This window comes from Pseudomonas sp. yb_2, assembly GCF_043103905.1.
GTDB classification, from domain to species: domain Bacteria; phylum Pseudomonadota; class Gammaproteobacteria; order Pseudomonadales; family Pseudomonadaceae; genus Aquipseudomonas; species Aquipseudomonas alloputida.
In genome coordinates this window covers 1-26,211 of sequence record NZ_JBICKH010000055.1, presented here as the reverse complement: position 1 = coordinate 26,211, position 26,211 = coordinate 1, and the positions used below count along the sequence as shown (strand labels likewise).

Annotated in this window: 24 protein-coding genes; 18 read left to right on the top strand and 6 right to left on the bottom strand. The window is 62.4% G+C overall.

Translation table 11 applies throughout. From position 1 onward, the window contains the following. Positions 1–81 precede the first annotated feature (81 nt). Complete coding sequence (locus tag ACF8FB_RS13470) at positions 82–1,791, bottom strand: S8/S53 family peptidase (protein ID WP_392509100.1); 1,710 nt, start codon at positions 1,789–1,791, stop codon at positions 82–84. A 53-nt stretch (positions 1,792–1,844) separates the two neighbouring features. Beyond that, positions 1,845–3,020: a hypothetical protein gene (locus ACF8FB_RS13465; protein ID WP_392509099.1), complete on the bottom strand. Its 1,176-nt coding sequence runs from the start codon at positions 3,018–3,020 to the stop codon at positions 1,845–1,847. A gap of 125 nt (positions 3,021–3,145) precedes the next feature. Between ACF8FB_RS13465 and ACF8FB_RS13460 the strand changes: the two genes are divergently transcribed. From ACF8FB_RS13460 to nuoN, 16 genes are all read left to right on the top strand, one after another. Further along, the gene (locus tag ACF8FB_RS13460) at positions 3,146–3,910 is read left to right on the top strand and encodes a secretin N-terminal domain-containing protein (RefSeq protein WP_173879731.1); all 765 of its coding nucleotides are present in this window, start codon (positions 3,146–3,148) and stop codon (positions 3,908–3,910) included. Between the two features lie 490 nt (positions 3,911–4,400). Beyond that, positions 4,401–5,726: an isocitrate lyase gene (aceA, locus tag ACF8FB_RS13455; RefSeq protein WP_010954897.1), complete on the top strand. Its 1,326-nt coding sequence runs from the start codon at positions 4,401–4,403 to the stop codon at positions 5,724–5,726. A gap of 290 nt (positions 5,727–6,016) precedes the next feature. Continuing rightward, positions 6,017–6,679 (top strand): lysoplasmalogenase, encoded by a 663-nt coding sequence (locus ACF8FB_RS13450; RefSeq protein WP_392511453.1) that lies wholly within the window; start codon positions 6,017–6,019, stop codon positions 6,677–6,679. 383 nt (positions 6,680–7,062) lie between these two features. Beyond that, on the top strand, positions 7,063–7,476 hold the full coding sequence (locus ACF8FB_RS13445) for an NADH-quinone oxidoreductase subunit A (protein WP_003251427.1): 414 nt from the start codon (positions 7,063–7,065) through the stop codon (positions 7,474–7,476). A 9-nt stretch (positions 7,477–7,485) separates the two neighbouring features. After that, a complete protein-coding gene (locus ACF8FB_RS13440; protein ID WP_003251429.1) occupies positions 7,486–8,163 on the top strand; it encodes an NADH-quinone oxidoreductase subunit B family protein in 678 nt (225 codons plus the stop codon). 79 nt (positions 8,164–8,242) lie between these two features. Continuing rightward, positions 8,243–10,024, top strand: a complete 1,782-nt coding sequence (gene nuoC, locus ACF8FB_RS13435) for an NADH-quinone oxidoreductase subunit C/D (protein WP_010954900.1) — start codon at positions 8,243–8,245, stop codon at positions 10,022–10,024. A gap of 2 nt (positions 10,025–10,026) precedes the next feature. Next, positions 10,027–10,524 carry an NADH-quinone oxidoreductase subunit NuoE gene (gene nuoE, locus ACF8FB_RS13430; RefSeq protein WP_003251433.1) on the top strand — a complete coding sequence of 166 codons (498 nt, stop codon included), beginning with the start codon at positions 10,027–10,029 and terminating at the stop codon, positions 10,522–10,524. Beyond that, the gene (gene nuoF / locus ACF8FB_RS13425; protein ID WP_010954901.1) at positions 10,521–11,882 is read left to right on the top strand and encodes an NADH-quinone oxidoreductase subunit NuoF; all 1,362 of its coding nucleotides are present in this window, start codon (positions 10,521–10,523) and stop codon (positions 11,880–11,882) included. The genes nuoE and nuoF overlap by 4 nt, the downstream gene beginning before the upstream one ends. Positions 11,883–12,014: 132 nt before the next feature. Then, complete coding sequence (gene nuoG, locus ACF8FB_RS13420) at positions 12,015–14,729, top strand: NADH-quinone oxidoreductase subunit NuoG (protein ID WP_392511452.1); 2,715 nt, start codon at positions 12,015–12,017, stop codon at positions 14,727–14,729. After that, positions 14,726–15,733, top strand: coding sequence for an NADH-quinone oxidoreductase subunit NuoH (gene nuoH / locus ACF8FB_RS13415; RefSeq protein ID WP_003251440.1), 1,008 nt, complete (start codon positions 14,726–14,728; stop codon positions 15,731–15,733). Before nuoG ends, nuoH begins: the two co-directional genes overlap by 4 nt. A gap of 11 nt (positions 15,734–15,744) precedes the next feature. After that, on the top strand, positions 15,745–16,293 hold the full coding sequence (gene nuoI, locus ACF8FB_RS13410) for an NADH-quinone oxidoreductase subunit NuoI (RefSeq protein ID WP_003251442.1): 549 nt from the start codon (positions 15,745–15,747) through the stop codon (positions 16,291–16,293). A gap of 10 nt (positions 16,294–16,303) precedes the next feature. Next, a complete protein-coding gene (nuoJ, locus tag ACF8FB_RS13405; protein ID WP_003251444.1) occupies positions 16,304–16,804 on the top strand; it encodes an NADH-quinone oxidoreductase subunit J in 501 nt (166 codons plus the stop codon). A gap of 3 nt (positions 16,805–16,807) precedes the next feature. After that, positions 16,808–17,116 (top strand): NADH-quinone oxidoreductase subunit NuoK, encoded by a 309-nt coding sequence (gene nuoK / locus ACF8FB_RS13400; RefSeq protein WP_003251446.1) that lies wholly within the window; start codon positions 16,808–16,810, stop codon positions 17,114–17,116. Then, a complete protein-coding gene (gene nuoL / locus ACF8FB_RS13395) occupies positions 17,113–18,966 on the top strand; it encodes an NADH-quinone oxidoreductase subunit L (protein ID WP_392511451.1) in 1,854 nt (617 codons plus the stop codon). Before nuoK ends, nuoL begins: the two co-directional genes overlap by 4 nt. Positions 18,967–19,006: 40 nt before the next feature. Further along, positions 19,007–20,539 carry an NADH-quinone oxidoreductase subunit M gene (gene nuoM / locus ACF8FB_RS13390; protein WP_010954904.1) on the top strand — a complete coding sequence of 511 codons (1,533 nt, stop codon included), beginning with the start codon at positions 19,007–19,009 and terminating at the stop codon, positions 20,537–20,539. A 7-nt stretch (positions 20,540–20,546) separates the two neighbouring features. Further along, the gene (gene nuoN / locus ACF8FB_RS13385) at positions 20,547–22,016 is read left to right on the top strand and encodes an NADH-quinone oxidoreductase subunit NuoN (RefSeq protein ID WP_010954905.1); all 1,470 of its coding nucleotides are present in this window, start codon (positions 20,547–20,549) and stop codon (positions 22,014–22,016) included. 90 nt (positions 22,017–22,106) lie between these two features. Here nuoN and ACF8FB_RS13380 read toward each other — a convergent pair whose 3' ends face one another. Further along, positions 22,107–22,370, bottom strand: coding sequence for an ogr/Delta-like zinc finger family protein (locus ACF8FB_RS13380; RefSeq protein WP_010954906.1), 264 nt, complete (start codon positions 22,368–22,370; stop codon positions 22,107–22,109). Positions 22,371–22,549: 179 nt separating this feature from the next. Between ACF8FB_RS13380 and ACF8FB_RS13375 the strand changes: the two genes are divergently transcribed. After that, positions 22,550–22,927 (top strand): helix-turn-helix domain-containing protein, encoded by a 378-nt coding sequence (locus tag ACF8FB_RS13375; protein WP_010954907.1) that lies wholly within the window; start codon positions 22,550–22,552, stop codon positions 22,925–22,927. On the opposite strand, the gene ACF8FB_RS13370 is transcribed toward ACF8FB_RS13375, so the two are convergent. The 3 genes from ACF8FB_RS13370 to ACF8FB_RS13360 are packed head-to-tail and all read right to left on the bottom strand — an operon-like array spanning position 22,924 to position 23,886. Next, positions 22,924–23,286: a hypothetical protein gene (locus ACF8FB_RS13370; protein WP_014590308.1), complete on the bottom strand. Its 363-nt coding sequence runs from the start codon at positions 23,284–23,286 to the stop codon at positions 22,924–22,926. The genes ACF8FB_RS13375 and ACF8FB_RS13370 overlap by 4 nt on opposite strands. Next, complete coding sequence (locus ACF8FB_RS13365; RefSeq protein ID WP_064493164.1) at positions 23,279–23,626, bottom strand: head completion/stabilization protein; 348 nt, start codon at positions 23,624–23,626, stop codon at positions 23,279–23,281. The genes ACF8FB_RS13370 and ACF8FB_RS13365 overlap by 8 nt, the downstream gene beginning before the upstream one ends. An 11-nt stretch (positions 23,627–23,637) precedes the next feature. After that, a complete protein-coding gene (locus tag ACF8FB_RS13360) occupies positions 23,638–23,886 on the bottom strand; it encodes a helix-turn-helix domain-containing protein (RefSeq protein WP_003251454.1) in 249 nt (82 codons plus the stop codon). 220 nt (positions 23,887–24,106) lie between these two features. Between ACF8FB_RS13360 and ACF8FB_RS13355 the strand changes: the two genes are divergently transcribed. Next, a complete protein-coding gene (locus tag ACF8FB_RS13355; RefSeq protein ID WP_392511450.1) occupies positions 24,107–26,179 on the top strand; it encodes a TonB-dependent receptor family protein in 2,073 nt (690 codons plus the stop codon). Positions 26,180–26,211: the final 32 nt, after the last annotated feature.

Genomic DNA, 26,211 nt, shown 5'->3' with positions numbered 1-26,211 from the left:
GCTTCCTGTGGTGCAGTCCTGACGGACGTTAGAAAAACGAGGGGCGCGATGTTACGGAATTTGTCTGACAGCGGCCACCGCTCAACGCACCCGTTCCAGGCTCTGCACGGCCAGGTCCAGCGCACGCTGCATGTCCAGGCGCGCCGAACGGCCCAGGTCCGGGTCGTTCAGGCGGCCACCACGCTCTGAGGGCAGGATCGGCGCCGTCAGGTCTTCGGCATCCATCGCTTCGAAATCCTGTTCGGCGCCCAGGGTCAAGGCACTGCGCCGCAACAACATGCGCACCTGTTCCGGGGTAAGTGCCGGGTTGATCGACAGCATCGTCGCCACAGTGGCAGTCACCAAGGGTGTTGCGTACGACGTGCCGCAATGCGCAGCCTCGGCAGACACGGGGCGTATGCAGGCAGCAGCACTGACATCCACGCGCATGTCGATATTGGAACTGTGACGCTTGCGCACATGATCGTGGGCCTCAACTGCCGTAGCCTTGCCACTGCGCTGATGCCCGCCCACCACCAGCAATTGTTCGGTGATGAATGACGAAGGCAGGCGATATTCATCGGTCCCCGACCAGGACGCACCATTGCCCGCCGAATTCACCACCACCACATCAGGGTGCTCCTTGCGCAGCCAGAGGAAGAACTCCTCAAGCAACTCCTCGTAGCCACTCATTGCCAGCCCGGAGCGCACCAGCGAATCGACCTCATCACCCTTCACATTGCGTGCCCCGACCCGGTGAATGCCCCAGCTCCAGTTCAGCACCCGCACGCCATCTTCGACCAGGTTCACCGAGGCAGCGATGTTGGCGGTGATACCGGCATCCGAGTTGCGCTCTACCATCACCTCGAAGCCAGGGCTGTGCTTGCCCAGCCCCGGCAAAAAGCCCTCACCCTGCGCAGCGAGAATGCCTGCGACGTGGCTGCCGTGGCTTGCCGGGCGGTTACCGTCGCGAGCGTAGAGGCATGTCTGGCCTTGTTCGCAGCCCCCTCGATAATGGCTGAACCCCGGGGCGTCAAAGTCCACTTCGCGCTCGATTACCCCGACCCGCACGGGCTTCACCGGCAAGCCAGAGGCGGCAATCCGGCGCCGGTAGAAATACAGCGCGTCCATGAAGCGGTTGGCGGCCCATTCGTCCGCCTGGTCGATGGCCCGGGTGCCGCGCCCATTGCCCTCCTCCCCGCGCTCGGGGGCGGATTCTTCGACAATCACGGCATCCACGCTGACTTCACTACCCATGCGCAGGACCATCGCATCGCGCTGCACCAGGTCCTCTACCGGCAAGCGCAGCTGGTAGACATTCAGCGGCGGTATGGCACCGACAACCTGGGCGCCGTATTTACCGGCGATGCGCCGGGCCTCGCCGAGGCCGTCGTATTTTTCTTCGATCAACAAGCTGACCAGATCGACATAGGTGGTCAGGCCGTCCATGTTCTTCGCCACTTCATCGGGCCCTGCGGCGATCACATGACTGCGTTGGCGGCTCAGCCATACCGGGTTGCTGGTGCGGCCGCCATCGGCCAGCCAGAGCGGGGCGCTGCGCTGGGCTTCTCTCGCCAGTTTCAACGTTAGCCGGTCACCTTGGCGCTCGATGTCGGCTTCTGACAGCCGCGTACCGCCGAGCCATACCGTTGGCAGATTTGCCCGGAGCCCTTCGACACGCAGGCACCATCGCTGCTGGCTATCGCTGAACAAGTCGCCGCAACGCTGCAGCTGCTTGATGCGCAGCGTGTCCGCTGCAGCCTGTGCACCAAGACTGCAAAGCCACAACAGCAAGATCAGGACACCCTTCATGCAATCACCCCACGCGCTCCCTGTGAGTGCGACTTACGGGGCACCTCAAAGGTTCACCTGTGGCTGACAACTGCCTGGTCGCGGGCGAGCCATTCGGCCATGGAAGTATCCTCCAACGCGTACTCGCCACGATTGGCCTTCCATACCAGCTCCTTGTCGCGCAGGGCATCAAGGGCCTTCTGTACGTTTGCCGTGTTGACGTTGGCTACCGCCTGGGCCTGCTCCAGCTTGCGGCTGACCTCAACCAGGGTTTGCTCGGTAAACGGGGAAAACGGCTGCCGGCCCAGCGTGCGCTCGGCCATGACCTCTAGCACGGCCTGCTGCAACGGCGTAAGTTCGTTCCAAGCGCTTTCGTAGTCACTCCACACCCCAGCTTGATGGTTCAGCGCCCCATTGCGCAGCAGTTCACCCAGGTTGCCCGCCTCACCCAGGCCGACGCTAACTTCGGCCAACAGTTTGTTGAGCATTTCCGGGCGCCGGCCGACCAATTCGAACGCGTATGCCAGGTCCTCTACCTTGAACTGGTTACTGTCGGCCAGGCGACGGTTCCACAAGGCGGTGATGAATTCGACATATTCACGCCCCAGCAACGGAAATGGCGTGATGCTGGCACCAAAGAATGGCTGCTTGCTCTTGAGTACCAGGTTGGCCAGCTTGTCGCGACTAGAGCCCGTGAACACCAGGCGCAAGCCGTCCGGACGGTCGCCACGGTTAAGGTGGTCACGCGCGGCTTTCAGCGCGAACATCGCATTAAGGCCATCTTCGCTGTTAAGGGCGTGCTGAGCCTCGTCGATGATCAGTACTACCAACTGCCCTGATACTTGATGCAACACGGCAAGCGCCTGGGCCAGGGTAGTCCCCGCAGGCAGTTGCGGGCGGGTGAAATCCCAGCTCAGGGTGCGCAGCAGGTTGATCTTGTCGATACCGGCCTTTTTCGCGGTCCTGGCCAGCGCACCTTCGAATCTGGCCAGCGCAGTACCGATGGCGCCGCTGATGAGCTGCGCAGGGGCGGCGTCGCGATCCGACCACAGGTCGACGTAAACCGGTAGCCAGCCGCGCTGTACGCATTCCGGTATGAAGTCGTTGTTGAGGAAGGTGCTCTTGCCCGTACGCCGGGGCGCGGCCAGGAACATGCCCGAGCTGTAATCGACCAACGACTCGCCGGCCAGGTCTTGGGCCAGTGCGGTGGCCAACTGATTACGGCGTAGGAGCGGGCGAACGGGAGACATGCAATTAACCTCAATTATCTTGCCTACTATAATTTATAGCCTACAAGATAAACCAGGATAATACGACCGTCCGCAACAGTGCCGGCGTGATCCAGATCCGGCAAAAAGTCAGCAAATTTGCCATCATGTTGATTCCACCTGCGGAGATCATGGACATGCCGCTACGCCCCCTTTTCACCTCCCTGTTGCTGGTCGCCAGCCTCACCGCCCATGCCGCCACCGAGGTGGTGCCACTTCAGCATCGCAGCAGCGCCGAACTGCTGCCCGCCCTGCAGGCCTTCATCGGCAAGGACGGCACGGTCAGCGCCTTCGAGAACAAACTGATCGTCAACGCCAGCCCCGAGCGCATCGACGACCTGCGCGCCCTGCTGCAACAGCTGGACACCGCGCCCAAGCGCCTGCTGATCAGCGTCGACAACAACGACAGCAACTTCCAGGACAACCGCGGCAACGCACGCGTCATTCACTACGGCACCAGCAACCGCGACGGCGGCATGCAACAGGTACAAGCCAGCGAAGGGCAACCGGCACTGATCCAGGTGGGCCAGAGCATCCCCATTACCAGCACCAGCACAGACGGCTATGGGCGCATTCAAAGCAACACCGAATACCGCAACGTGACCCAAGGCTTCTACGTAACCCCGAGCCTGAGCGGCGAAACGGTTCGTCTGCAAATAAGCAGCAATAATGACCGTATCAGCCATGAACGTGCAGATGTAGTGAAAGTACAAAGTACCGACACGACAGTCACGGGTAAGCTCGGCGAGTGGATCACCCTGGCGGGGTTCAACCAGCAGAGCCAAGCCGACCGCAGCGCGTCAAGCCACACGTACAGCACCCAACGGGGTGAAAACATGACATTGCGTGTCAAAGTCGACCTTGTCGACTGATCCCAGGCAATTCAAGGCTTCGACCAAAGGCCTTGAAACTGACTGCCAAGTCGCATTAGACCAAAGATGTAGTAAGTACAAAAAAGCACTACAAAACATTTGACAGGGTCTTTTTCCCAAGGGCATGATGGCCTCGCTCCCGCTAATCAGGGGCCCTGGCAAGGGCCTTCGGGGCGCGCTCCTTCCACCCCAGGAGGCGCCTCGTGTCTATACGGCCCACAAGGCGGTTCGACGGGATTGCGACTGCAACGAAGAAGTTGTCCCGAGGGACGGAAGCGCATCACCGCAGTACTGGCAATCGCGTAGCACCGCAGCAAGGCAACCACGAGCCGACCTGCCGGAGCGCACCTTCGCCTGGCCTGCCCAACCTTCCCCTTCGAGCCTTCGCGTTCGCCGCCGCATTCCTGCGAACAGGACAGCCGCCAGGCACCTGATCTGCTCCGAGCATCAGCACAATTAACCCAAGATCGATGCGACGAGGTTTATTTCCATGGCACTGACACGCGAACAGCAAATTGCAGCCCTCGAGAAAGACTGGGCCGAAAACCCGCGCTGGAAAGGCGTGACCCGTACCTACACCGCCGCTGATGTCGTTCGCCTGCGTGGCTCCGTGCAACCTGAGCACACCTTTGCGCGTCAGGGCGCAGAAAAACTGTGGAAGCTGGTCACCGAAGGTGCCCACCCGTCCTTCCGCCCCGACAAAGATTTCGTCAACTGCATGGGCGCCCTGACCGGCGGCCAGGCTGTACAACAGGTCAAGGCCGGCATCCAGGCCATCTACCTGTCCGGCTGGCAGGTTGCCGCCGACAACAACTCGGCCGAGTCGATGTACCCTGACCAGTCGCTGTACCCGGTCGACTCGGTACCGACCGTGGTCAAACGCATCAACAACGCGTTCCGCCGCGCCGACCAGATCCAGTGGAAAGCCGGCAAGAACCCGGGCGACGACGGCTACATCGACTACTTCGCGCCCATCGTGGCCGACGCCGAAGCCGGTTTCGGTGGCGTACTGAACGCCTACGAGCTGATGAAGAACATGATCGAAGCAGGCGCCGCCGGCGTGCACTTCGAAGACCAGCTGGCCTCGGTGAAAAAATGCGGCCACATGGGCGGCAAGGTGCTGGTGCCGACTCAGGAAGCCGTGCAGAAGCTGGTGGCCGCTCGCCTGGCCGCTGACGTGTCGGGTGTACCGACCATCATCCTGGCGCGTACCGATGCCAACGCCGCCGACCTGCTGACCAGCGACTGCGACCCGTACGACCAGCCGTTCGTGGTTGGCGAGCGCACCCGCGAAGGCTTCTACAAGGTCCGCGCCGGCCTCGACCAGGCCATTGCCCGCGGCCTGGCCTACGCCCCGTACGCCGACCTGATCTGGTGTGAAACCGCCAAGCCGGACCTGGACGAAGCCCGCCGCTTCGCCGAGGCGATCAAGAAGGAGTACCCGGACCAGATCCTGTCGTACAACTGCTCGCCTTCCTTCAACTGGAAGAAAAACCTGGACGACGCCACCATCGCCAAGTTCCAGCGCGAACTGTCGGCCATGGGTTACAAGCATCAGTTCATCACCCTGGCCGGCATCCACAACATGTGGCACGGCATGTTCAACCTGGCGCACGACTACGCCCGCAACGACATGACCGCCTACGTGAAGCTGCAGGAGCAGGAATTCGCTGATGCCAGCAAGGGCTACACCTTCGTGGCGCACCAGCAGGAAGTGGGCACTGGCTACTTCGACGACATGACCACCGTGATCCAGGGTGGCGCTTCGTCGGTGACTGCACTGACCGGTTCGACCGAGGAAGAGCAGTTCCACTGATAGTGGGTTGCCGTTGAACAAAGGCCCGGGGCTTGTGAAAGCTCCGGGCCTTTGTTTTTACCCGAGAAAGGGCCGGGCCTGCTGGCCAATTTTTACCAGCCGTTCACCGTTTCCGCCGCTACCGTATTCGCGGGTAAACCCGCACCTACACTGATCGGGAGGAGACACACATCGGCGATTGGGCGCAGGCCGCTGCAGGAACGGGTTCACCCGCGAAAGGGCCGGCACAGGCCACAGCAAAACCCCGGATCAGGGCTATGCTTGTGGCAGCCCAGCAGCAAGGACCGCCCATGCCTCGTCCAAGCCACCTGATGATTCTCGCCCTGACCGCCGCTGCCCTCTATATATATGCACTGGCCAGCGACAACACCATGCTCGCCCTGATGGCCAAACCCATCCCGGTGCTGGCCTTGATTGCCTGGCTGCGCAGCACCCCGGTTTCGCCTTATCGCACGTGGATCTCGATCGGCCTGGGCTTCTCGGTACTCGGTGACATCCTGCTGGCCATCCCCGCCGACCTGTTCGTGTTCGGCCTGGCCGCCTTCCTTTGCGCCCATCTTGCTTACCTGCGCGGCTATTGCGGCATTACCCTGCGCCCCGCCCTGCCCGCACTGATCTTCAGCGCAATCACTGGCATCGCGCTGCTCGGCGTACTGGCCAACAACGGCCTCGGCCCGTTGCTGATCCCGGTAGCACTCTACGCCCTGGCCATCAGCGCCATGCTCTGGCGCGCACTGGCCTGCGGGGGAGTGGCAGCACTGGGTGCCGGCCTGTTCGTGTTCTCCGACAGCCTGATCGGCATCGACCGCTTCATCAGCCCGTTCGCCGCCGCACCGTACCTGATCATCCTCGCCTACTGGCTCGGCCAATGGGCCATCGCTTCATCAGTCGGTCATCGCTCAACCGATAAAGTATTGACCCAGAGCGGTGCGCGCAGGACCGAGAGCTGCTAGAACAAGGGTTTTTTGCAATTGCAAGTAGGGGGAATCGCCAGATGAACTTTACAAGGCGCAGAACAGCGAAATTCGAGCGCAGCAGTTCAAATGATATTAATTATCATTACAGGGTTTGCAATTCGTTACCCGCTGCAAGAAACATAATTAACAAAACCGCGCGTAATGCCCGAATTTCAAGGCTCTCAGCCAGTTACGAACGGTTTTTGTACTTAATCCTACGAATAAATTTGCGACAGAAATTTTACTTGCACCAGGTTTACCCATAAAATCAGCGCGATTGATCCGGCTGCGACATTTGGTCACTGCATGTGCGACGCCAAGTCGCCGCTCTACACTTATTTCAGACTGCAGAGCTGGGTCTCTGTATAAGGATTTCTAGCATGTCCGATTCGGCAGGACTCATCGCCCACAACTGGGGCTTTGCCATCTTCCTCCTGGGTGTCGTCGGCCTGTGCGCCTTCATGCTCGGCCTGTCCAGCCTGCTCGGTAGCAAGGCCTGGGGCCGCGCCAAGAACGAACCCTTCGAATCCGGCATGCTGCCCGTCGGCAGCGCTCGCCTGCGCCTGTCCGCCAAATTCTATCTGGTCGCGATGCTGTTCGTGATCTTCGATATCGAAGCCCTCTTTCTCTTTGCATGGTCTGTGTCCGTCCGCGAAAGCGGCTGGACCGGATTCGTCGAAGCACTCGTTTTCATAGCAATTCTGTTGGCAGGTCTTGTCTACCTATGGCGCGTCGGGGCACTTGATTGGGCTCCCGAAGGTCGCCGCAAGCGGCAAGCGAAGCTGAAACAATGAGGCTTTGGCATGCAATACAATCTCACCAGAATCGATCCGGATGCGCCCAACGAGCAGTACCCGGTCGGTGAACGGGAAACCGTCACCGATCAACTGCTGGAGGACCAGGTCCACAAGAACATCTTCATGGGCAAACTTGAAGATGTGCTGCGTGGCGCGGTCAACTGGGGCCGCAAGAACTCCCTCTGGCCGTACAACTTCGGCCTGTCCTGCTGCTACGTGGAAATGACCACGGCCTTCACGGCACCCCACGACATCGCCCGCTTCGGCGCCGAAGTCATCCGGGCCTCGCCGCGTCAGGCCGACTTCATGGTCATTGCCGGTACCTGCTTCGTGAAGATGGCGCCGATCATCCAGCGCCTCTACGAGCAGATGCTCGAGCCGAAATGGGTCATTTCCATGGGTTCGTGCGCCAACTCCGGTGGCATGTACGACATCTACTCGGTCGTTCAGGGGGTCGACAAGTTCCTCCCCGTGGACGTCTATGTGCCTGGCTGCCCGCCACGCCCTGAGGCTTTCCTGCAAGGCTTGATGCTGCTGCAGGAGTCGATCGGCCAAGAACGACGCCCGCTTTCCTGGGTTGTTGGTGATCAAGGTATTTACCGTGCCGAGATGCCAGCCCAGAAAGACCTGCGTCGTGAGCAGCGCATTGCAGTAACCAACCTGCGCAGCCCCGACGAAGTCTGATCCAGCGACCTGCCGCCCGCTCCCGAAGGAGCCGGCGGCCTGGCTTCATTCTTAACGTTGACCCAAAGCGACCGAGACCATGACAGCGGACAACGCTATTTTCATTCCGCCCTACAAGGCTGACGACCAGGATGTGGTCGTCGAACTGAACAACCGTTTTGGCGCCGACGCATTCGTCGCCCAGGAAACCCGCACCGGCATGCCCGTGCTGTGGGTAAAACGCGCCCAGCTCAAAGAGGTGCTCAGCTTCCTGCGCGGCGTCGCCAAGCCTTACAGCATGCTGTACGACCTGCATGGCGTCGACGAGCGCCTGCGCACCCAGCGCCGTGGCCTGCCAGCCGCCGATTTCAGCGTGTTCTACCACCTGTTGTCGATCGAGCGTAACAGCGATGTGATGATCAAGGTGTCGCTCAGCGAAGGCGACCTGAACCTGCCGACCGTGACGGGCATCTGGCCAAACGCCAACTGGTACGAGCGCGAAGTCTGGGACATGTTCGGCATCGACTTTGCCGGCCACCCGCACCTCAGCCGCATCATGATGCCGCCGACCTGGGAAGGTCACCCGCTGCGCAAGGACTACCCTGCTCGTGCGACCGAGTTCGACCCCTACAGCCTGACCCTGGCCAAGCAGCAGCTTGAAGAGGAATCGGCACGCTTCAACCCGGAAGCCTGGGGCATGAAGCGCCAGGGCGCCAACGAGGACTACATGTTCCTCAACCTCGGCCCCAACCACCCTTCGGCGCACGGTGCGTTCCGTATCGTCCTGCAGCTGGACGGTGAAGAAATCGTCGACTGCGTACCGGACATCGGCTACCACCACCGTGGCGCCGAAAAAATGGCCGAGCGCCAGTCCTGGCACAGCTTCATCCCCTACACCGACCGTATCGATTACCTCGGCGGGGTGATGAACAACCTGCCGTACGTGCTTGCGGTAGAGAAGCTGGCCGGCATCAAGGTGCCGCAGAAGGTCGACGTGATTCGCATCATGCTGGCCGAGTTCTTCCGCATCACCAGCCACCTGCTGTTCCTGGGTACCTACATCCAGGACGTCGGCGCCATGACCCCGGTGTTCTTCACCTTCACCGACCGCCAGCGCGCCTACACCGTGATCGAAGCGATCACCGGTTTCCGCCTGCACCCGGCCTGGTACCGCATCGGTGGCGTCGCCCACGACCTGCCACGTGGCTGGGACAAGCTGGTCAAGGACTTCGTCGAATGGCTGCCCAAGCGCCTCGACGAATACACCAAGGCCGCCCTGCAAAACAGCATCCTCAAGGGCCGTACCATCGGCGTTGCCGCGTACAACACCAAGGAAGCGCTGGAATGGGGCACCACCGGTGCCGGCTTGCGTGCCACCGGTTGCAACTTCGACCTGCGTAAAGCCCGTCCTTACTCCGGCTACGAAAACTTCGAGTTCGAAGTACCGCTGGCCCACAACGGCGATGCCTACGATCGCTGCATGGTCCGTGTCGAGGAGATGCGTCAGAGTATCCGCATCATCGACCAGTGCCTGCGCAACATGCCGGAAGGCCCGTACAAGGCGGATCACCCGCTGACCACGCCGCCGCCGAAAGAGCGCACCCTGCAGCACATCGAAACCCTGATCACGCACTTCCTGCAAGTCTCGTGGGGCCCGGTCATGCCGGCCAACGAGTCGTTCCAGATGATCGAAGCGACCAAGGGCATCAACAGTTACTACCTGACGAGCGATGGCGGCACCATGAGCTACCGCACCCGGATCCGCACCCCGAGCTACCCGCACCTGCAGCAGATCCCTTCGGTGATCAAAGGCAGCATGGTTGCCGACCTCATTGCGTACCTGGGCAGTATCGACTTCGTTATGGCTGACGTGGACCGCTAAGCATGAACAGCACGCTTATCCAGACAGACCGTTTCGCCCTGAGCGAAACCGAGCGCTCGGCCATCGAGCACGAAATGCATCACTACGAGGACCCGCGCGCGGCGTCCATCGAAGCCCTGAAGATCGTCCAGAAGGAGCGTGGCTGGGTGCCGGACGGCGCCATTCACGCCATCGGCGAAGTGCTGGGCATTCCGGCCAGCGACGTCGAGGGTGTCGCCACCTTCTACAGCCAGATCTTCCGCCAACCGGTCGGCCGCCACATCATCCGCGTGTGCGACAGCATGGTCTGCTACATCGGCGGCCATGAGTCGGTGGTCAGCCAGATCCAGAGCGAGCTGGGCATCGGCCTCGGCCAGACCACTGCCGACGGCCGTTTCACCCTGCTGCCCGTGTGCTGCCTGGGCAACTGCGACAAGGCTCCGGCACTGATGATCGACGACGACACCTTCGGTGACGTGCAGCCGGCTGGCGTTTCCAAACTGCTGGAGGGTTACGTATGACCATTACTTCCTTCGGCCCGGCCAACCGCATCGCGCGCTCGGCCGAAACCCACCCGCTGACCTGGCGCCTGCGTGACGACGGCGAGCCGGTCTGGCTGGCCGAGTACGAATCGAAGAACGGCTACGCCGCAGCCCGCAAGGCGCTGGCGCAAATGTCCGCCGACGACATCGTGCAGAGCGTCAAGGACTCCGGCCTCAAAGGCCGTGGCGGTGCAGGTTTCCCCACTGGCGTGAAGTGGGGCCTGATGCCCAAAGACGAATCCATGAACATCCGCTACCTGCTGTGCAACGCGGACGAAATGGAGCCGAACACCTGGAAGGACCGCATGCTGATGGAGCAACAGCCCCATCTGCTGGTCGAGGGCATGCTGATCAGCGCCCGCGCCCTGAAGGCCTACCGCGGCTACATCTTCCTGCGTGGCGAGTACACCACCGCAGCGAAAAACCTCAACCGTGCCATCGATGAAGCCAAGGCCGCCGGCCTGCTGGGCAAGAACATCCTGGGCAGCGGTTTCGATTTCGAGCTGTTCGTGCACACCGGTGCAGGCCGCTACATCTGCGGTGAAGAAACCGCGCTGATCAACTCGCTGGAAGGCCGCCGCGCCAACCCGCGCTCCAAGCCGCCCTTCCCTGCCGCCGTTGGCGTGTGGGGCAAGCCGACGTGCGTGAACAACGTCGAGACCCTGTGCAACGTCCCGGCCATCGTCGCCAACGGCAACGACTGGTACAAGTCGCTGGCCCGCGAAGGCAGCGAGGACCACGGCACCAAGCTGATGGGCTTCTCCGGCAAGGTGAAGAACCCAGGCCTGTGGGAACTGCCATTTGGCGTTACCGCCCGCGAATTGTTCGAAGACTACGCCGGTGGCATGCGCGATGGCTTCAAGCTCAAGTGCTGGCAGCCAGGCGGCGCCGGTACCGGCTTCCTGCTGCCTGAGCACCTCGATGCGCAAATGTACGCCGGTGGCATCGCCAAGGTCGGCACCCGTATGGGTACTGGCCTGGCCATGGCGGTCGACGACAGCATCAACATGGTGTCGCTGCTGCGCAACATGGAAGAGTTCTTTGCCCGCGAATCGTGCGGCTGGTGCACCCCATGCCGTGACGGCCTGCCGTGGAGCGTGAAGATGCTGCGCGCGCTGGAAAACGGCCAAGGCCGCGCCGAGGACATCGAGACGCTGCTGGGGCTGGTCAACTTCCTCGGCCCGGGCCGTACCTTCTGTGCTCACGCACCGGGTGCCGTCGAGCCGCTGGGCAGTGCCATCAAATACTTCCGCTCGGAGTTCGAGGCCGGCGTGGCGCCAGAAAGCGCTGCCACCCTGCGCCCCGACCTGGCGAAGCCGATCGTGGTCGGCGCATAACAAGATGATTAGGCGGGTGGTCCGTGCCACTCGCCAGCTTACCGGCAGGCCCGAGCAATCGAGGCGTGTCGCAAGCTCACCGATTTCCATTAGCCACGCCCGCTCACGCGGGCCAACGAAGAACTTTGAACAATGGCCACTATCCACGTAGACGGCAAAGCGCTCGAAGTCAACGGTGCAGACAACCTGTTACAGGCATGTCTGTCGCTCGGCCTCGACATCCCTTATTTCTGCTGGCACCCGGCGCTTGGTAGCGTTGGCGCCTGCCGGCAATGCGCAGTCAAGCAGTACACCGACGAGAACGACACCCGTGGTCGTATCGTCATGTCCTGCATGACCCCTGCTTCCGACGGCACCTGGATTTCCATCGACGATGAAGAGTCGAAGGCGTTCCGCGCCAGCGTCGTCGAATGGCTGATGACCAACCACCCGCACGACTGCCCGGTGTGCGAGGAAGGCGGTCACTGCCACCTGCAGGACATGACGGTAATGACCGGCCACAACGAGCGCCGCTACCGTTTCACCAAGCGTACCCACCAGAACCAGGACCTCGGCCCGTTCATCGCCCATGAGATGAACCGCTGCATCGCCTGCTACCGCTGCGTGCGCTATTACAAGGACTACGCCGGTGGTACCGACCTGGGCGTCTACGGCGCCCACGACAACGTGTACTTCGGCCGCGTCGAAGACGGTGTGCTGGAAAGCGAGTTCTCCGGCAACCTGACCGAGGTCTGCCCGACCGGCGTATTCACCGACAAGACCCACTCCGAACGCTACAACCGCAAGTGGGACATGCAGTTCGCCCCAAGCATCTGCCATGGCTGCTCCAGCGGCTGCAACATCAGCCCGGGTGAGCGCTACGGCGAACTACGCCGTATCGAAAACCGCTTCAACGGTTCGGTCAACCAGTACTTCCTGTGCGACCGCGGCCGCTTCGGCTACGGCTACGTCAACCGCAAGGACCGCCCACGCCAGCCACAACTGGCCGACGGCACCAAGCTGGGCCTGGACGCCGCCCTGGACAAGGCCGCCGACCTGCTACGCGGCCGTACCATCGTCGGTATCGGCTCGCCACGCGCCAGCCTCGAAAGCAACTACGGCCTGCGTGAGCTGGTCGGCGCCGAGTACTTCTACTCGGGCATGGAAGCTGGCGAACTGGCCCGCGTACGCCTGGCCCTGAACGTGCTGAACAACAGCCCGCTGCCCGTGCCGACCCTGCGCGACATCGAAGACCACGACGCCGTGTTCGTGCTCGGTGAAGACCTGACCCAGACCGCTGCCCGCGTCGCCCTGGCCGTGCGCCAGGCCACCAAAGGCAAGGCCGAGGCCATGGCCGAAGCCATGAAAGTGCAGCCTTGGCTCGACGCTGCCGTGAAGAACATTGGCCAGCACGCGCTGTACCCGCTGTTCATCGCATCCCTGGCTGAAACCAAGCTGGACGACGTCGCCGAAGAGTGCGTACACGCCGCGCCGGCCGACCTGGCCCGCATCGGTTTCGCCGTGGCCCACGCCATCGACCCGAGCGCCCCTGCCGTCGCCGGCCTGGACGACGAAGCCCAGGCCCTGGCCCAGCGCATCGCCGACGCCCTGGTCGCCGCCAAGCGCCCACTGGTCGTAGCCGGTACTTCGCTGGCCGACCCGGCGCTGATCGAAGCGGCTGCCAACATCGCCAAGGCCCTGAAGCTGCGCGAGAAAAACGGCTCGCTGAGCCTGGTGGTGCCTGAGGCCAACAGCCTCGGCCTGGCCATGCTCGGTGGCGAGTCGGTCGATGCCGCCCTAGACGCGGTCATCAGCGGCAAAGCCGATGCCATCGTGGTGCTGGAAAACGACCTGTACGCCCGCGTACCGGCCGCCAAGGTCGATGCTGCCCTGGCTGCGGCCAAGGTGGTGATCGTTGCCGACCACTCCAAAACCGCCACCGTCGACCGCGCCCACCTGGTGCTGCCGGCCGCCTCGTTCGCCGAAGGCGACGGTACCCTGGTCAGCCAGGAAGGCCGTGCCCAGCGCTTCTTCCAGGTGTTCGACCCGCAGTACCTGGACAGCAGCATCCAGATCCACGAAGGCTGGCGCTGGATGCACGCCCTGCGTGCCACCCTGCTGAACAAGCCGGTCGACTGGACCCAGCTGGACCACGTCACCAGCGCCTGCGCCGAAGCCGCTCCGCAACTGGCTGGCATCGTCAACGCCGCGCCGAGCGCTGCGTTCCGCATCAAGGGCATGAAGCTGGCCCGTGAGCCGCTGCGCTACTCCGGCCGTACCGCCATGCGTGCCAACATCAGTGTGCACGAGCCGCGCACCCCGCAAGACAAGGACACCGCGTTCGCCTTCTCCATGGAAGGCTACTCGGGTTCGGCCGAACCGCGCCAGCAGGTGCCATTCGCCTGGTCGCCGGGCTGGAACTCCCCACAAGCCTGGAACAAGTTTCAGGACGAGGTCGGTGGCCACCTGCGTGCCGGTGACCCAGGCGTACGCCTGATCGAATCGCAAGGCGACCGCCTGAACTGGTTCAACACCATTCCGGGGGCCTTCAACCCGGCCCGTGGTACCTGGACTGCCGTACCGTTCTTCCACCTGTTCGGCAGCGAAGAAAGCTCCTCGCGCGCCGCCCCGGTTCAAGAACGCATCCCGGCTGCCTACGTGGCCCTGGCCAAGTCCGAAGCCGACCGCCTGGGCGTCAACGAGGGTGCCCTGCTGAGCCTGAACGTCGCCGGTGTGGCCCTGCGCCTGCCGCTGCGTATCAATGAAGAGCTGGGCGCTGGCCTGGTCGCGCTGCCGAAAGGCCTGGCTGGCATTCCGCCTGCCATCTTCGGTGCATCCGTCGAAGGTCTGCAGGAGGCAGCACAATGAGCTGGTTCACCCCCGAAGTGATCGATGTGATCCTCACCGTGCTGCGGGCCATCGTGGTCCTGCTGGCGGTGGTGGTCTGCGGTGCGCTGCTCAGCTTCGTCGAGCGCCGCCTGCTGGGCTGGTGGCAGGACCGTTACGGTCCGAACCGCGTCGGCCCGTTCGGCATGTTCCAGATCGCTGCCGACATGCTGAAGATGTTCTTCAAGGAAGACTGGAACCCACCCTTCGTCGATCGCGTGATCTTCACCCTGGCACCGGTAGTGGCCATGAGCGCCCTGCTGATCGCCTTCGTGGTCATCCCGATCACCCCGACCTGGGGCGTTGCCGACCTGAACATCGGCCTGCTGTTCTTCTTCGCCATGGCCGGCCTGTCGGTCTACGCGGTGCTGTTCGCCGGCTGGTCGTCGAACAACAAGTACGCCCTGCTGGGCAGCTTGCGTGCTTCGGCACAGACCGTGTCGTACGAAGTGTTCCTGGGCCTGGCGCTGATGGGCGTGGTGGTGCAGGTGGGTTCGTTCAACATGCGCGACATCGTTGAGTACCAGGCGCAGAACCTGTGGTTCATCATTCCGCAGTTCTTCGGCTTCTGCACCTTCTTCATCGCTGGCGTCGCCGTGACTCACCGTCACCCGTTCGACCAGCCGGAAGCAGAACAGGAACTGGCCGACGGCTACCACATCGAGTATGCCGGCATGAAGTGGGGCATGTTCTTCGTCGGTGAGTACATCGGCATCATCCTCATCTCGGCGCTGCTGGTAACCCTGTTCTTCGGCGGCTGGCACGGCCCGTTCGGCATCCTGCCGCAACTGTCGTTCCTGTGGTTCGCCCTGAAGACCGCGTTCTTCATCATGCTGTTCATCCTGCTGCGCGCCTCGATCCCGCGCCCACGCTATGACCAGGTGATGGACTTCAGCTGGAAGTTCTGCCTGCCGCTGACCCTGATCAATTTGCTGGTGACCGCTGCGATCGTGCTCTACAACACGCCAGCCGTCGCGGCCCAGTGAGGATTTGACCCATGTTCAAGTATATCGGCGACATCGTTAAGGGCACCGGCACCCAGCTGCGCAGCCTGGCAATGGTGTTCTCCCACGGGTTCCGCAAGCGCGACACCCTGCAATACCCCGAAGAACCCGTGTACCTGCCGCCGCGCTACCGCGGCCGCATCGTCCTCACCCGCGACCCCGATGGCGAGGAGCGCTGCGTAGCGTGCAACCTCTGCGCGGTGGCCTGCCCGGTGGGCTGCATTTCGCTGCAGAAGGCCGAGACAGAGGACGGCCGCTGGTACCCGGAGTTCTTCCGCATCAACTTCTCGCGTTGCATTTTCTGCGGCCTGTGTGAAGAAGCGTGCCCGACCACCGCGATCCAGCTGACTCCGGATTTCGAAATGGCCGAGTTCAAGCGTCAGGACCTGGTGTACGAGAAAGAAGATCTGCTGATCTCCGGCCCCGGCAAGAACCCTGACTACAACTTCTACCGTGTTGCGGGTATGGCAATCGCTGGCAAGCCGAAGGGCTCTGCACAGAACGAAGCCGAGCCGATCAACGTGAAGAGCTTGCTCCCATAAGGACAGAAAGATGGAATTCGCTTTCTACTTCGCATCCGGGATCGCCGTGGTCTCCACCCTTCGGGTGGTAACTGGCACCAACCCCGTGCACGCCTTGCTTTACCTGATCATTTCGCTGATTTCCGTGGCCATGATCTTCTTCGCCCTGGGTGCGCCGTTTGCCGGCGCCCTGGAAGTGATCGCCTACGCCGGCGCCATCATGGTGCTGTTCGTGTTCGTGGTGATGATGCTCAACCTCGGGCCGGCTTCGGTCGCCCAGGAACGGGGCTGGCTCAAGCCCGGTATCTGGGCAGGGCCAGTGATCCTCGGCACCCTGCTGCTGGCGGAACTGCTGTACGTCCTGTTCGTCGCCCCGAGCGGCGCCGGCATCAGCGGTACCACCGTGGGCCCGAAAGCCGTGGGCATCAGCCTGTTCGGCCCGTACCTGCTGGTGGTCGAACTGGCGTCGATGCTGCTGCTGGCTGCAGCCGTCACCGCCTTCCACCTGGGCCGCAACGAGGCGAAGGAGTAAATCATGGGTGCTATCCCTCTCGAGCATGGGCTGGCGGTCGCCGGCATCCTGTTCTGCTTAGGTCTGGTTGGCCTGATGGTCCGCCGCAACATCCTCTTCGTGCTCATGAGCCTGGAAGTCATGATGAACGCCTCTGCCCTGGCGTTCGTCGTCGCCGGTGCCCGTTGGGTCCAGCCCGACGGTCAGGTGATGTTCATTCTGGTGATCAGCCTGGCAGCCGCCGAGGCCAGCATTGGCCTGGCCATCCTGCTGCAGCTGTATCGCCGCTTCCACACTCTCGACATCGATGCTGCCAGTGAGATGCGCGGATGAACCTTCTCTTCCTGACTTTCGTCTTTCCCCTCATCGGCTTCCTGCTGCTGTCGTTCTCGCGCGGACGGTTCTCGGAGAACCTGTCCGCCCTGATCGGCGTCGGCTCGGTAGGCCTGTCGGCCGCCACGGCCGCCTACGTCATCTGGCAGTTCAACGTCGCCCCGCCTGAGGGCGGCGCGTACAGCCAGCTGCTGTGGCAGTGGATGTCGGTGGACGGCTTCGCGCCGAACTTCACCCTGTACCTGGACGGCCTGTCGGTCACCATGCTCGGCGTGGTGACCGGTGTCGGCTTCCTGATCCACCTGTTCGCATCCTGGTACATGCGTGGCGAAGCCGGCTACTCGCGCTTCTTCTCGTACACCAACCTGTTCATCGCCAGCATGCTGTTCCTGATCCTTGGCGATAACCTGCTGTTCATCTACTTCGGCTGGGAAGGCGTGGGCCTGTGCTCGTACCTGTTGATCGGTTTCTACTACAGCAACCGCAACAACGGTAACGCGGCACTCAAGGCATTCATCGTCACCCGTATCGGCGACGTGTTCATGGCCATCGGCCTGTTCATCCTGTTCGCCCAGCTGGGCACCCTGAACGTGCAGGAACTGCTGGTGTTGGCACCGCAGAAGTTCCAGGCTGGCGACACCTGGATGGTGCTGGCCACGCTGATGCTGCTGGGTGGTGCGGTCGGTAAATCGGCGCAGCTGCCATTGCAGACCTGGCTGGCCGACGCCATGGCGGGCCCGACTCCGGTTTCGGCACTGATCCACGCCGCAACCATGGTGACCGCGGGCGTGTACCTGATCGCCCGTACCAACGGCCTGTTCCTGCTGGCGCCGGAAATCCTGCACCTTGTAGGTGTGGTCGGTGGCGTGACCCTGGTACTGGCAGGCTTCGCTGCGCTGGTACAGACCGATATCAAGCGTATCCTCGCCTACTCGACCATGAGCCAGATCGGCTACATGTTCCTGGCCCTGGGCGTGGGTGCCTGGGACGCGGCGATCTTCCACCTGATGACCCACGCCTTCTTCAAGGCCCTGCTGTTCCTTGCCTCCGGTGCGGTGATCGTTGCCTGCCACCACGAGCAGAACATCTTCAAGATGGGCGGCCTGTGGAAGAAACTGCCGCTGGCCTACGCCAGCTTCGTGGTCGGTGGTGCGGCACTGGCGGCCCTGCCGATCGTGACCGTAGGCTTCTACTCCAAGGACGAGATCCTCTGGGAAGCCTTCGCCAGCGGCAACACCGGCCTGCTGTATGCCGGCCTGGTAGGCGCGTTCATGACCTCGCTGTACACCTTCCGCCTGATCTTCATCGCCTTCCACGGCGAAGCCAAGACCGAAGCCCACGCTGGCCACGGCATCAGCCACTGGCTGCCGCTGGGCGTGCTGATCGTGCTGTCGACTTTCGTCGGCGCCTGGATCACCCCGCCGCTGGCCGGTGTGCTGCCGGAAAGCGCCGGCCATGCCGGTGGCGAAGCCAAGCACGCGCTGGAGATCACCTCGGGTGCCATCGCCATCGCCGGTATCCTGCTGGCCGCCCTGCTGTTCCTGGGCAAGCGCCGCTTCGTCAGCGCCGTCGCCAACAGTGGCATCGGTCGCGTCCTGTCGGCCTGGTGGTTCGCTGCCTGGGGCTTCGACTGGATCTACGACAAGCTTTTCGTCAAACCGTACCTGCTGATCAGCCACATCCTGCGCAAGGACCCGGTTGACCGCACCATCGGCCTGATTCCTCGGATGGCGCGTGGTGGCCACGTGGCCATGAGCAAGACCGAGACTGGCCAACTGCGCTGGTACACCGCCTCTATCGCCGTGGGTGCCGTGCTGGTGCTCGGTGCCGTGGTAGTGGCTGCGGTATGACTATGAATCTTGCGACTTTGCCAAAGGAAACCAACCCGTCATGATTTTGCCTTGGCTGATCCTGATCCCCTTCATCGGCGGCTTCCTCTGCTGGCTGGGTGAGCGCTTCGGCGCCACCCTGCCGCGCTGGATCGCGCTGCTTACCATGTCCCTGCTGCTTGGCATCGGCCTGTGGCTGTGGGGTACCGGCGACTACACCCTTGCTCCCGCACCGGGCGCCGAACCGGCCTGGGCACTCGAATACAAAGTCGAGTGGATCAAGCGTTTCGGCATCAGCATCCACCTGGCCCTGGACGGCCTGTCGCTGCTGATGATCCTGCTCACCGGCCTGCTCGGTGTGCTGTCGGTACTGTGTTCCTGGAAAGAGATCCAGCGCCACGTCGGCTTCTTCCACCTCAACCTGATGTGGATCCTCGGCGGCGTGGTCGGTGTGTTCCTGGCCCTGGACCTGTTCCTGTTCTTCTTCTTCTGGGAAATGATGCTGGTGCCGATGTACTTCCTCATCGCGCTCTGGGGTCACAGCTCGGCAGACGGCAAGAAGACCCGGATCTACGCGGCGACCAAGTTCTTCATCTTCACCCAGGCCAGCGGCCTGATCATGCTGGTGGCGATCCTGGGCCTGGTGCTGGTCAACTACAACACCACTGGCGTGCTCACCTTCAACTACAGCGACCTGCTCAAGGCCGAGTTGCCAGCCGGTATCGAGTACGTGCTGATGCTGGGCTTCTTCATCGCCTTCGCGGTGAAGCTGCCGGTGGTGCCGTTCCACTCCTGGCTGCCTGACGCTCACGCCCAGGCACCGACCGCAGGCTCGGTGGACCTGGCGGGTATCTTGCTGAAGACCGCGGCCTACGGCCTGCTGCGCTTCGCTCTGCCGCTGTTCCCGAACGCCTCGGCCGAGTTCGCGCCGATCGCCATGACCCTGGGCCTGATCGGTATCTTCTACGGTGCCTTCCTGGCCTTCGCACAAACCGACATCAAGCGCCTGATCGCCTTCTCCAGCGTCTCGCACATGGGCTTCGTGCTGATCGGTATCTACTCCGGCAGCCAGCAGGCCCTGCAAGGTGCGGTGATCCAGATGCTGGCCCACGGCCTGTCGGCTGCGGCGCTGTTCATCCTGTCCGGCCAGCTGTACGAGCGCCTGCACACCCGTGACATGCGTCAGATGGGTGGCCTGTGGCACCGCATCGCCTACCTGCCGGCCATCAGCCTGTTCTTCGCAGCGGCATCGCTGGGCCTGCCAGGCACCGGCAACTTCGTCGGCGAGTTCCTGATCCTGATCGGCAGCTTCGTGCATGTACCGTGGATCACCGTGATTGCCACCACCGGCCTGGTGTTCGGTTCGGTGTACTCGCTGATCATGATCCACCGCGCCTACTTCGGCCCGGCCAAGACCGACACCGTGCTGGCCGGCATGGACGGTCGCGAACTGATCATGGTTCTGGGTCTGGCGGTATTGCTGATCCTGCTGGGCGTGTATCCGCAGCCGTTCCTCGACACCTCTGCCGCCACCATGAGTGGTGTGCAGCAGTGGCTCGGATCCGCTTTCACTCAACTCGCTTCGGCCCGGTAAGAGCGCTATGGAATTCACCACTCAACACTTCATCGCATTGGCGCCGATGCTGATCACCACCATCACCACGGTGGTGGTGATGCTGGCGATCGCCTGGAAGCGCAACCACTCGCAGACCTTCCTGCTGTCCACCGTGGGCCTGAACCTGGCCCTGCTGTCGCTCCTGCCGGCGCTGAAGGTCGCGCCGCTGGCGGTCACATCGCTGATCACCATCGACAAGTTCGCCTGCCTGTACATGGCGATCATCCTCGTGGCGACGCTGGCCTGCGTCACCCTCGCCCACGCCTACCTCGGCGAGGGCGCCAAGGGTTTCCCGGGCAACCGTGAAGAACTGTACCTGTTGCTGCTGATGTCGGCCCTCGGTGGCCTGGTGCTGGTCAGCGCCAACCACCTAGCCGGCCTGTTCATCGGCCTGGAGCTGTTGTCGGTACCGGTCTACGGCCTGGTGGCGTATGCCTTCTTCAACAAGCGATCGCTGGAAGCTGGCATCAAGTACATGGTGCTGTCGGCCGCAGGCTCGGCTTTCCTGCTGTTCGGCATGGCCCTGCTGTACGCCGACGCCGGCAGCCTGAGCTTCGACCAGATCGGCAAGGCCCTGGCTACCACCAGCATGCCAAGCCTGGTGGCCCAGCTGGGCCTGGGCATGATGCTGGTTGGCCTGGCCTTCAAGCTGTCGCTGGTACCGTTCCATCTGTGGACCCCGGACGTGTACGAAGGCGCTCCGGCGCCGGTCGCCGCGTTCCTGGCAACCGCCAGCAAGGTGGCAGTATTCGCCGTTGTCGTACGCCTGTTCATGCTCTCCCCTGCTGCCAGCAGCGGCGTGCTCAGCACCGTATTGGCGGTGATTGCCGTAGCCTCGATCCTGATTGGTAACCTGCTGGCGCTGACCCAGAGCAACCTCAAGCGTCTGCTGGGTTACTCGTCCATCGCCCACTTCGGTTACCTGGTCATCGCGTTGGTCGCCAGCAAGGGCCTGGCCCTGGAAGCCATGGGCGTTTACCTGGTCACCTACGTGATCACCAGCCTGGGCGCCTTCGGCGTCATCACCCTCATGTCCTCGCCATACGGCGGCCGTGACGCCGATGCCCTGTACGAGTACCGCGGCCTGTTCTGGCGCCGCCCGTACCTGACAGCGGTACTGACCGTGATGATGCTGTCGCTGGCGGGTATCCCGCTGACCGCCGGCTTCATCGGCAAGTTCTACATCATCGCTACCGGCGTCGAATCGCACCTGTGGTGGTTGGTCGGTGCGCTGGTGATCGGTAGCGCCATCGGCGTGTACTACTACCTGCGCGTCATGGTTACCCTGTACCTGGTCGAGCCGAACCTGCGTCGTCACGACGCCCCGCTCAAGTGGGAACAGCGCACCGGCGGTGTCATGCTGCTGGCTATCGCCATTCTCGCTTTCGTACTGGGTGTGTACCCGCAGCCCCTGCTGGAGATGGTTCAGCAAGCGGGCCTGCAACTGATCGGTTGATCACCCCGGCAGCCCCGGTAACAGAAAACACCCCGCCTAGGCGGGGTGTTTTTTTATCTGCACGTTTTGCTACCTGCGCCCACGGGTGCCTCACTCACTCGGACTGCCCTGGCCTGCGCCCGGCAAGGCGGCCTTGCGCAAATCACCATTGGCCGAAGGCAGGTACACTTCCGGGTTGGGCATGCCGCTGGGGGAGAGTTCATGGGTCATTTCGAATTCGGCGCGCACTGACCAGCCACACGCCTCGGTGGTGCATTGCAAATAAGCGATTCGCAGGAAAATATGGCGCCCTTCGCTAGTACGTATGCGCATCCGGCTGTGGCAATGCGGGCAAACCAGCTTGTAAGTACTCACGGCAAGTACCTGCTAGCATTGTCCAGGCTAGCCTGTGTGTCAGTATTGGCTGCAACTGTGGGTGTATTCTTCAATTTGATGGTTCTCATTGCAGAAGTGCTCCTTAAAACGCAGGGCTGTATTCATAACGAGTAGTTTAAGCCCATGGAATATCATTAAACCAGTCATGGATATTTGTTATGAGTACTCACATACTTGCTGAGGTGCTCACGCGCCTTAAGCTTCTTACTGGCGCAAACACTGATGCCGAGCTGTCACGTGCACTGTCGGTCAGCCCGCAAACGCTGAGCAGCTGGAAGGTTCGCGAAAGCATTCCTTACTCACTTTGCATAGATATCGCTAAAAAGCATGCATGCTCACTGGACTGGCTATTGCTGGGCCAAGCCGAGCACAACGCCGCCCCAAGTGATGTGGGTTGGGAGTGCGACATGCTCGAACGGCTGCGCACGCTCTCGCACAGCGATCGCCAGGCCATCCTGCTGTTCATCAAGGACAAACAGCGCATCCAGCAGTTGGAACAGCAACTGAGCGAGCTCGGCGGCGCAACCAGTGGCTAACCCCGACGGCGCCAGCGCTGGATGAGTTCGCGTGGGTCGAGTGTATCCAGCCAGACCATGACCTTGAGGCTGATGGGGATCACCACCACAGCGGCCACGAATGCCGCCATGCCCCGGGTCAGCAAAGGCACCAATGACGAAACCAGTGGCTCGAACAAATGGCCCACGCCCACGGTCACGAATAGCAGCAGGAGTTTCTTGGCCAGTGTCAGGCGCCTGGCCTCACTGGTGATCAATCGATCGCGTGCCGCGCTCACCAACAATGCTCCCAGCAGCGCGGCGAACAGCACATCGCCATCAACCCCCAGGAACGTCACCAATGCCGGGGCCAGGTGGTCGAAAACAGATCGCTCAGGCATGGACTTGCCCTCCGCGCGGAACAGGCAGGCAGGCGGTTGACCCCAGGCTATACATGACCGCCGCTTCGACAAAACGGATGTAGCACACCCGCAAGGCACGCCCATGATCATGCCCGGCCACATCCTCGAGCCGCTTGTAGCCCCGCTCTCGCAGCACTGACCGCCAGCGGGCGAATTCCCTTGCTGCCTCGATGGCTGCGCAGCGCGCGGCCACTTCCAAAGCCGCGTCACTGACAGACCGCGGCAGTTGCAGGTGCTCACGCAACCTGCCCAGATCCACCCGCGGCCAGAACGGGTCATGGCAATCGGCAAAGCGCGGTAGCCGAGGATCGTTGCTCATGCGCTACCCCCTTACTGCTCGGCCAGCATGCCGTAGCGAATGGCCTTGATCACAGCGGCCACCCGGGTAGGCACTTCAAATTTGCGCAGGATGTTGGATACGTGAAAATTCACCGTCGACTCCTTGCATTCAAGGATCTGGCCGATCTCCCACGAGCTCTTGCCATAAGCACACCACAACAGCACTTGCTGTTCACGTGGCGTCAGGCGAACCGGGGCGTCCGCCAGGGGTTGCTGCGAGTGTCGAGCGTTGTCAGTCATGTTTGAACTCCACGGGTGATTGAGCGGGGCATTGCTGCCTACCTGCAGTCACCTTACGAAGCACAGGCCACCTGCCTCCACCGCCGTGGTTTGTAAAGAACTTTCGTACAAGACCGTATGACGAAGGATGCGCACGATTTGCTGACTTTCTGCGTGCTCCAAGCCGCATTTCGCTCGTCTCAACGCCGTTGTCCATTCGCCTTTCGCCTGGAGTCGTACAATGCGTTCCGATTTACCCCTCTCATCCTGCCTCGGCCTGCTGGCGGCACTGGCTGCCACCCAGCCCGCCCTGGGGGCATCCGCGGTCGAACTGGGCCGGGTGCTGATCACCGATGAGGAGCAGAACGAGCTGACGGCAGCCGGCGAGCGCCTGCGTGAAATACCGGGAGCCAGCAACCTGGTGGACATGCAGCGCGTGGGGCAAGGCCGAGTGGCCAGCAACCAGGACGTGCTGGCCTACCAGCCAGGGGTGTTCGCCCAATCGGCAGGTAACGATGGCATCAAGCTGTCGATACGCGGCTCGGGCCTCAACCGTGCGCCGGGGGCGCACGGTTCCGGTGTCTACACCATGTTCGACGGCCTGCCGTTGACCGGCCCGGGCGGCACGCCTTACGAACTGTTCGAACCGCTGTGGCTGAGCCGTGCCGAAGTGCTGCGTGGCGCCAATGGCTTTGACCAAGGCTCCCTGGCCTTGGGCGGTGCGATCAACTACGTCACCCACACCGGCTACGACGCGCCTGCACTGCAAGTACGCTACGAAGTCGGTAGCCGCGGCTATCAGCATCGGCACATCAGTTCGGGCCAGGTGCTGGGCAACCTTGACTATTACGTGGCCCTGACCGATTCGGAATATGACGGCTACCAGGCGCACAGCAGCGGCAGCGCCAAGGGCATTGCCGCCAATGCCGGTTACCGCTTCAACCCCAACCTGGAAACCCGCTTCTACCTGCGCTATCGGGAAACTGAAAACGAACTGCCCGGCCGCCTGACCAAGGACCAGATCAAGCACCACCCGCGCGCGGCCAACCCCAACTATCTGGCACGCGACGACAGCCGCCCGCAACCAGGCAGCACCTGGGTGGGCAACAAGACGACCTTCTACCTCGAAGACGAGGCACGCCTGGAAGCCGGCCTGGTCTATCACGACTACCCGATGGACCTGCGCGAAGGCCCCATGCGCCTGAAGGTCGCCAATACCGATGTCAGCGGCACGCTGAACTATTTCCGCCGCGACACACTGTTCGGCCGCGAGAGCAAGACCACCGTCGGTTGGCGTACCACCAAGCACCTGCCCAACAGCGGCGCTTCGCAATTTACCCGCAATGGCGATGTGTTCGGCGAGCGCACCCGAGACTTCACCTACCAGGGCTCGGACACCGTGCTGCATGTTGGCAACGACCTGGAACTGGTCCCCAACCTGTGGCTGAGCACCGGCCTGGCCATGATCTACACGCGCCGCGAAAGTGACGTGACCTACCCCTCTGAAGGCGGCAAGGTGAGCATGCATGACTGGGACTATGCCCCCCGCCTGGGGCTGCGCTACGACATCCGCCCGGACTTGCAGGTGTACGGCAACCTGAGCCGCTCGGTAGAGCCGCCACACCCGTGGTCGCTGATCTGGAGCGCGCCCAGCACAGGCGGCAAGCAGATCCAGCCGATCGAGATGCAGAACCAGACAGCCACCACCCTGGAACTGGGCGCCCGTGGCGACTCGGCGCTCGGCCGCTGGGACCTGGCCTGGTACTACTCGCAAGTACGCCACGAACTGCTGGCCGTTGAGGTAGTGCCGAACTTCACCTCGGAATTCAACGCCAGCGCTACCGTGCACCAAGGCGTGGAAGCCGGCCTCGACAGCACCCTGTGGGAGCGCGCGGGCACTGGCAAGCTGAGCTTGCGCCAGGCCTACACCTTCAGCGACTTCCACTACCGTGATGACGACACGTTTGGCGACAACCGTCTGCCCGGCATCCCCATGCACTACTACCAGGCCGAGCTGCGCTATGACTGGCCGAACGGCTTCTATGCCGGGGTCAATACACAAATGGCCTCGAAGGTGCAGGTGGACTATGCCAATAGCTTCCACGCCGATGAATATGCCTTGCTCGGTGCGCGCGTTGGCTGGGACTCACCGAAACAGGACTGGCAGACCTGGCTGGACCTGCGCAACCTGACCAACCAGCGCTATGCAGCGACCGTGACGCCGGCCTACAACGACGCCGGCAAGGACAATGCCCGTTCGACACCGGGCGAAGGGTTTGGCGTATACGCGGGGGTTTCCTACAGCTTCCGCTGACGGGTGGGCGCGGGTTTACCCGCGAATGCGTC

What these genes read in the sequence shown, in the direction of transcription:
- ACF8FB_RS13470 (WP_392509100.1), bottom strand. Translation starts at nt 1,791, where the DNA reads ATGAAGGGTGTCCTGATCTTGCTGTTGTGGCTTTGCAGTCTTGGTGCA.
- ACF8FB_RS13465 (WP_392509099.1), bottom strand. Translation starts at nt 3,020, where the DNA reads ATGTCTCCCGTTCGCCCGCTCCTACGCCGTAATCAGTTGGCCACCGCA.
- ACF8FB_RS13460 (WP_173879731.1), top strand. Translation starts at nt 3,146, where the DNA reads ATGTTGATTCCACCTGCGGAGATCATGGACATGCCGCTACGCCCCCTT.
- aceA (WP_010954897.1), top strand. Translation starts at nt 4,401, where the DNA reads ATGGCACTGACACGCGAACAGCAAATTGCAGCCCTCGAGAAAGACTGG.
- ACF8FB_RS13450 (WP_392511453.1), top strand. Translation starts at nt 6,017, where the DNA reads ATGCCTCGTCCAAGCCACCTGATGATTCTCGCCCTGACCGCCGCTGCC.
- ACF8FB_RS13445 (WP_003251427.1), top strand. Translation starts at nt 7,063, where the DNA reads ATGTCCGATTCGGCAGGACTCATCGCCCACAACTGGGGCTTTGCCATC.
- ACF8FB_RS13440 (WP_003251429.1), top strand. Translation starts at nt 7,486, where the DNA reads ATGCAATACAATCTCACCAGAATCGATCCGGATGCGCCCAACGAGCAG.
- nuoC (WP_010954900.1), top strand. Translation starts at nt 8,243, where the DNA reads ATGACAGCGGACAACGCTATTTTCATTCCGCCCTACAAGGCTGACGAC.
- nuoE (WP_003251433.1), top strand. Translation starts at nt 10,027, where the DNA reads ATGAACAGCACGCTTATCCAGACAGACCGTTTCGCCCTGAGCGAAACC.
- nuoF (WP_010954901.1), top strand. Translation starts at nt 10,521, where the DNA reads ATGACCATTACTTCCTTCGGCCCGGCCAACCGCATCGCGCGCTCGGCC.
- nuoG (WP_392511452.1), top strand. Translation starts at nt 12,015, where the DNA reads ATGGCCACTATCCACGTAGACGGCAAAGCGCTCGAAGTCAACGGTGCA.
- nuoH (WP_003251440.1), top strand. Translation starts at nt 14,726, where the DNA reads ATGAGCTGGTTCACCCCCGAAGTGATCGATGTGATCCTCACCGTGCTG.
- nuoI (WP_003251442.1), top strand. Translation starts at nt 15,745, where the DNA reads ATGTTCAAGTATATCGGCGACATCGTTAAGGGCACCGGCACCCAGCTG.
- nuoJ (WP_003251444.1), top strand. Translation starts at nt 16,304, where the DNA reads ATGGAATTCGCTTTCTACTTCGCATCCGGGATCGCCGTGGTCTCCACC.
- nuoK (WP_003251446.1), top strand. Translation starts at nt 16,808, where the DNA reads ATGGGTGCTATCCCTCTCGAGCATGGGCTGGCGGTCGCCGGCATCCTG.
- nuoL (WP_392511451.1), top strand. Translation starts at nt 17,113, where the DNA reads ATGAACCTTCTCTTCCTGACTTTCGTCTTTCCCCTCATCGGCTTCCTG.
- nuoM (WP_010954904.1), top strand. Translation starts at nt 19,007, where the DNA reads ATGATTTTGCCTTGGCTGATCCTGATCCCCTTCATCGGCGGCTTCCTC.
- nuoN (WP_010954905.1), top strand. Translation starts at nt 20,547, where the DNA reads ATGGAATTCACCACTCAACACTTCATCGCATTGGCGCCGATGCTGATC.
- ACF8FB_RS13375 (WP_010954907.1), top strand. Translation starts at nt 22,550, where the DNA reads ATGAGTACTCACATACTTGCTGAGGTGCTCACGCGCCTTAAGCTTCTT.
- ACF8FB_RS13370 (WP_014590308.1), bottom strand. Translation starts at nt 23,286, where the DNA reads ATGCCTGAGCGATCTGTTTTCGACCACCTGGCCCCGGCATTGGTGACG.
- ACF8FB_RS13365 (WP_064493164.1), bottom strand. Translation starts at nt 23,626, where the DNA reads ATGAGCAACGATCCTCGGCTACCGCGCTTTGCCGATTGCCATGACCCG.
- ACF8FB_RS13360 (WP_003251454.1), bottom strand. Translation starts at nt 23,886, where the DNA reads ATGACTGACAACGCTCGACACTCGCAGCAACCCCTGGCGGACGCCCCG.
- ACF8FB_RS13355 (WP_392511450.1), top strand. Translation starts at nt 24,107, where the DNA reads ATGCGTTCCGATTTACCCCTCTCATCCTGCCTCGGCCTGCTGGCGGCA.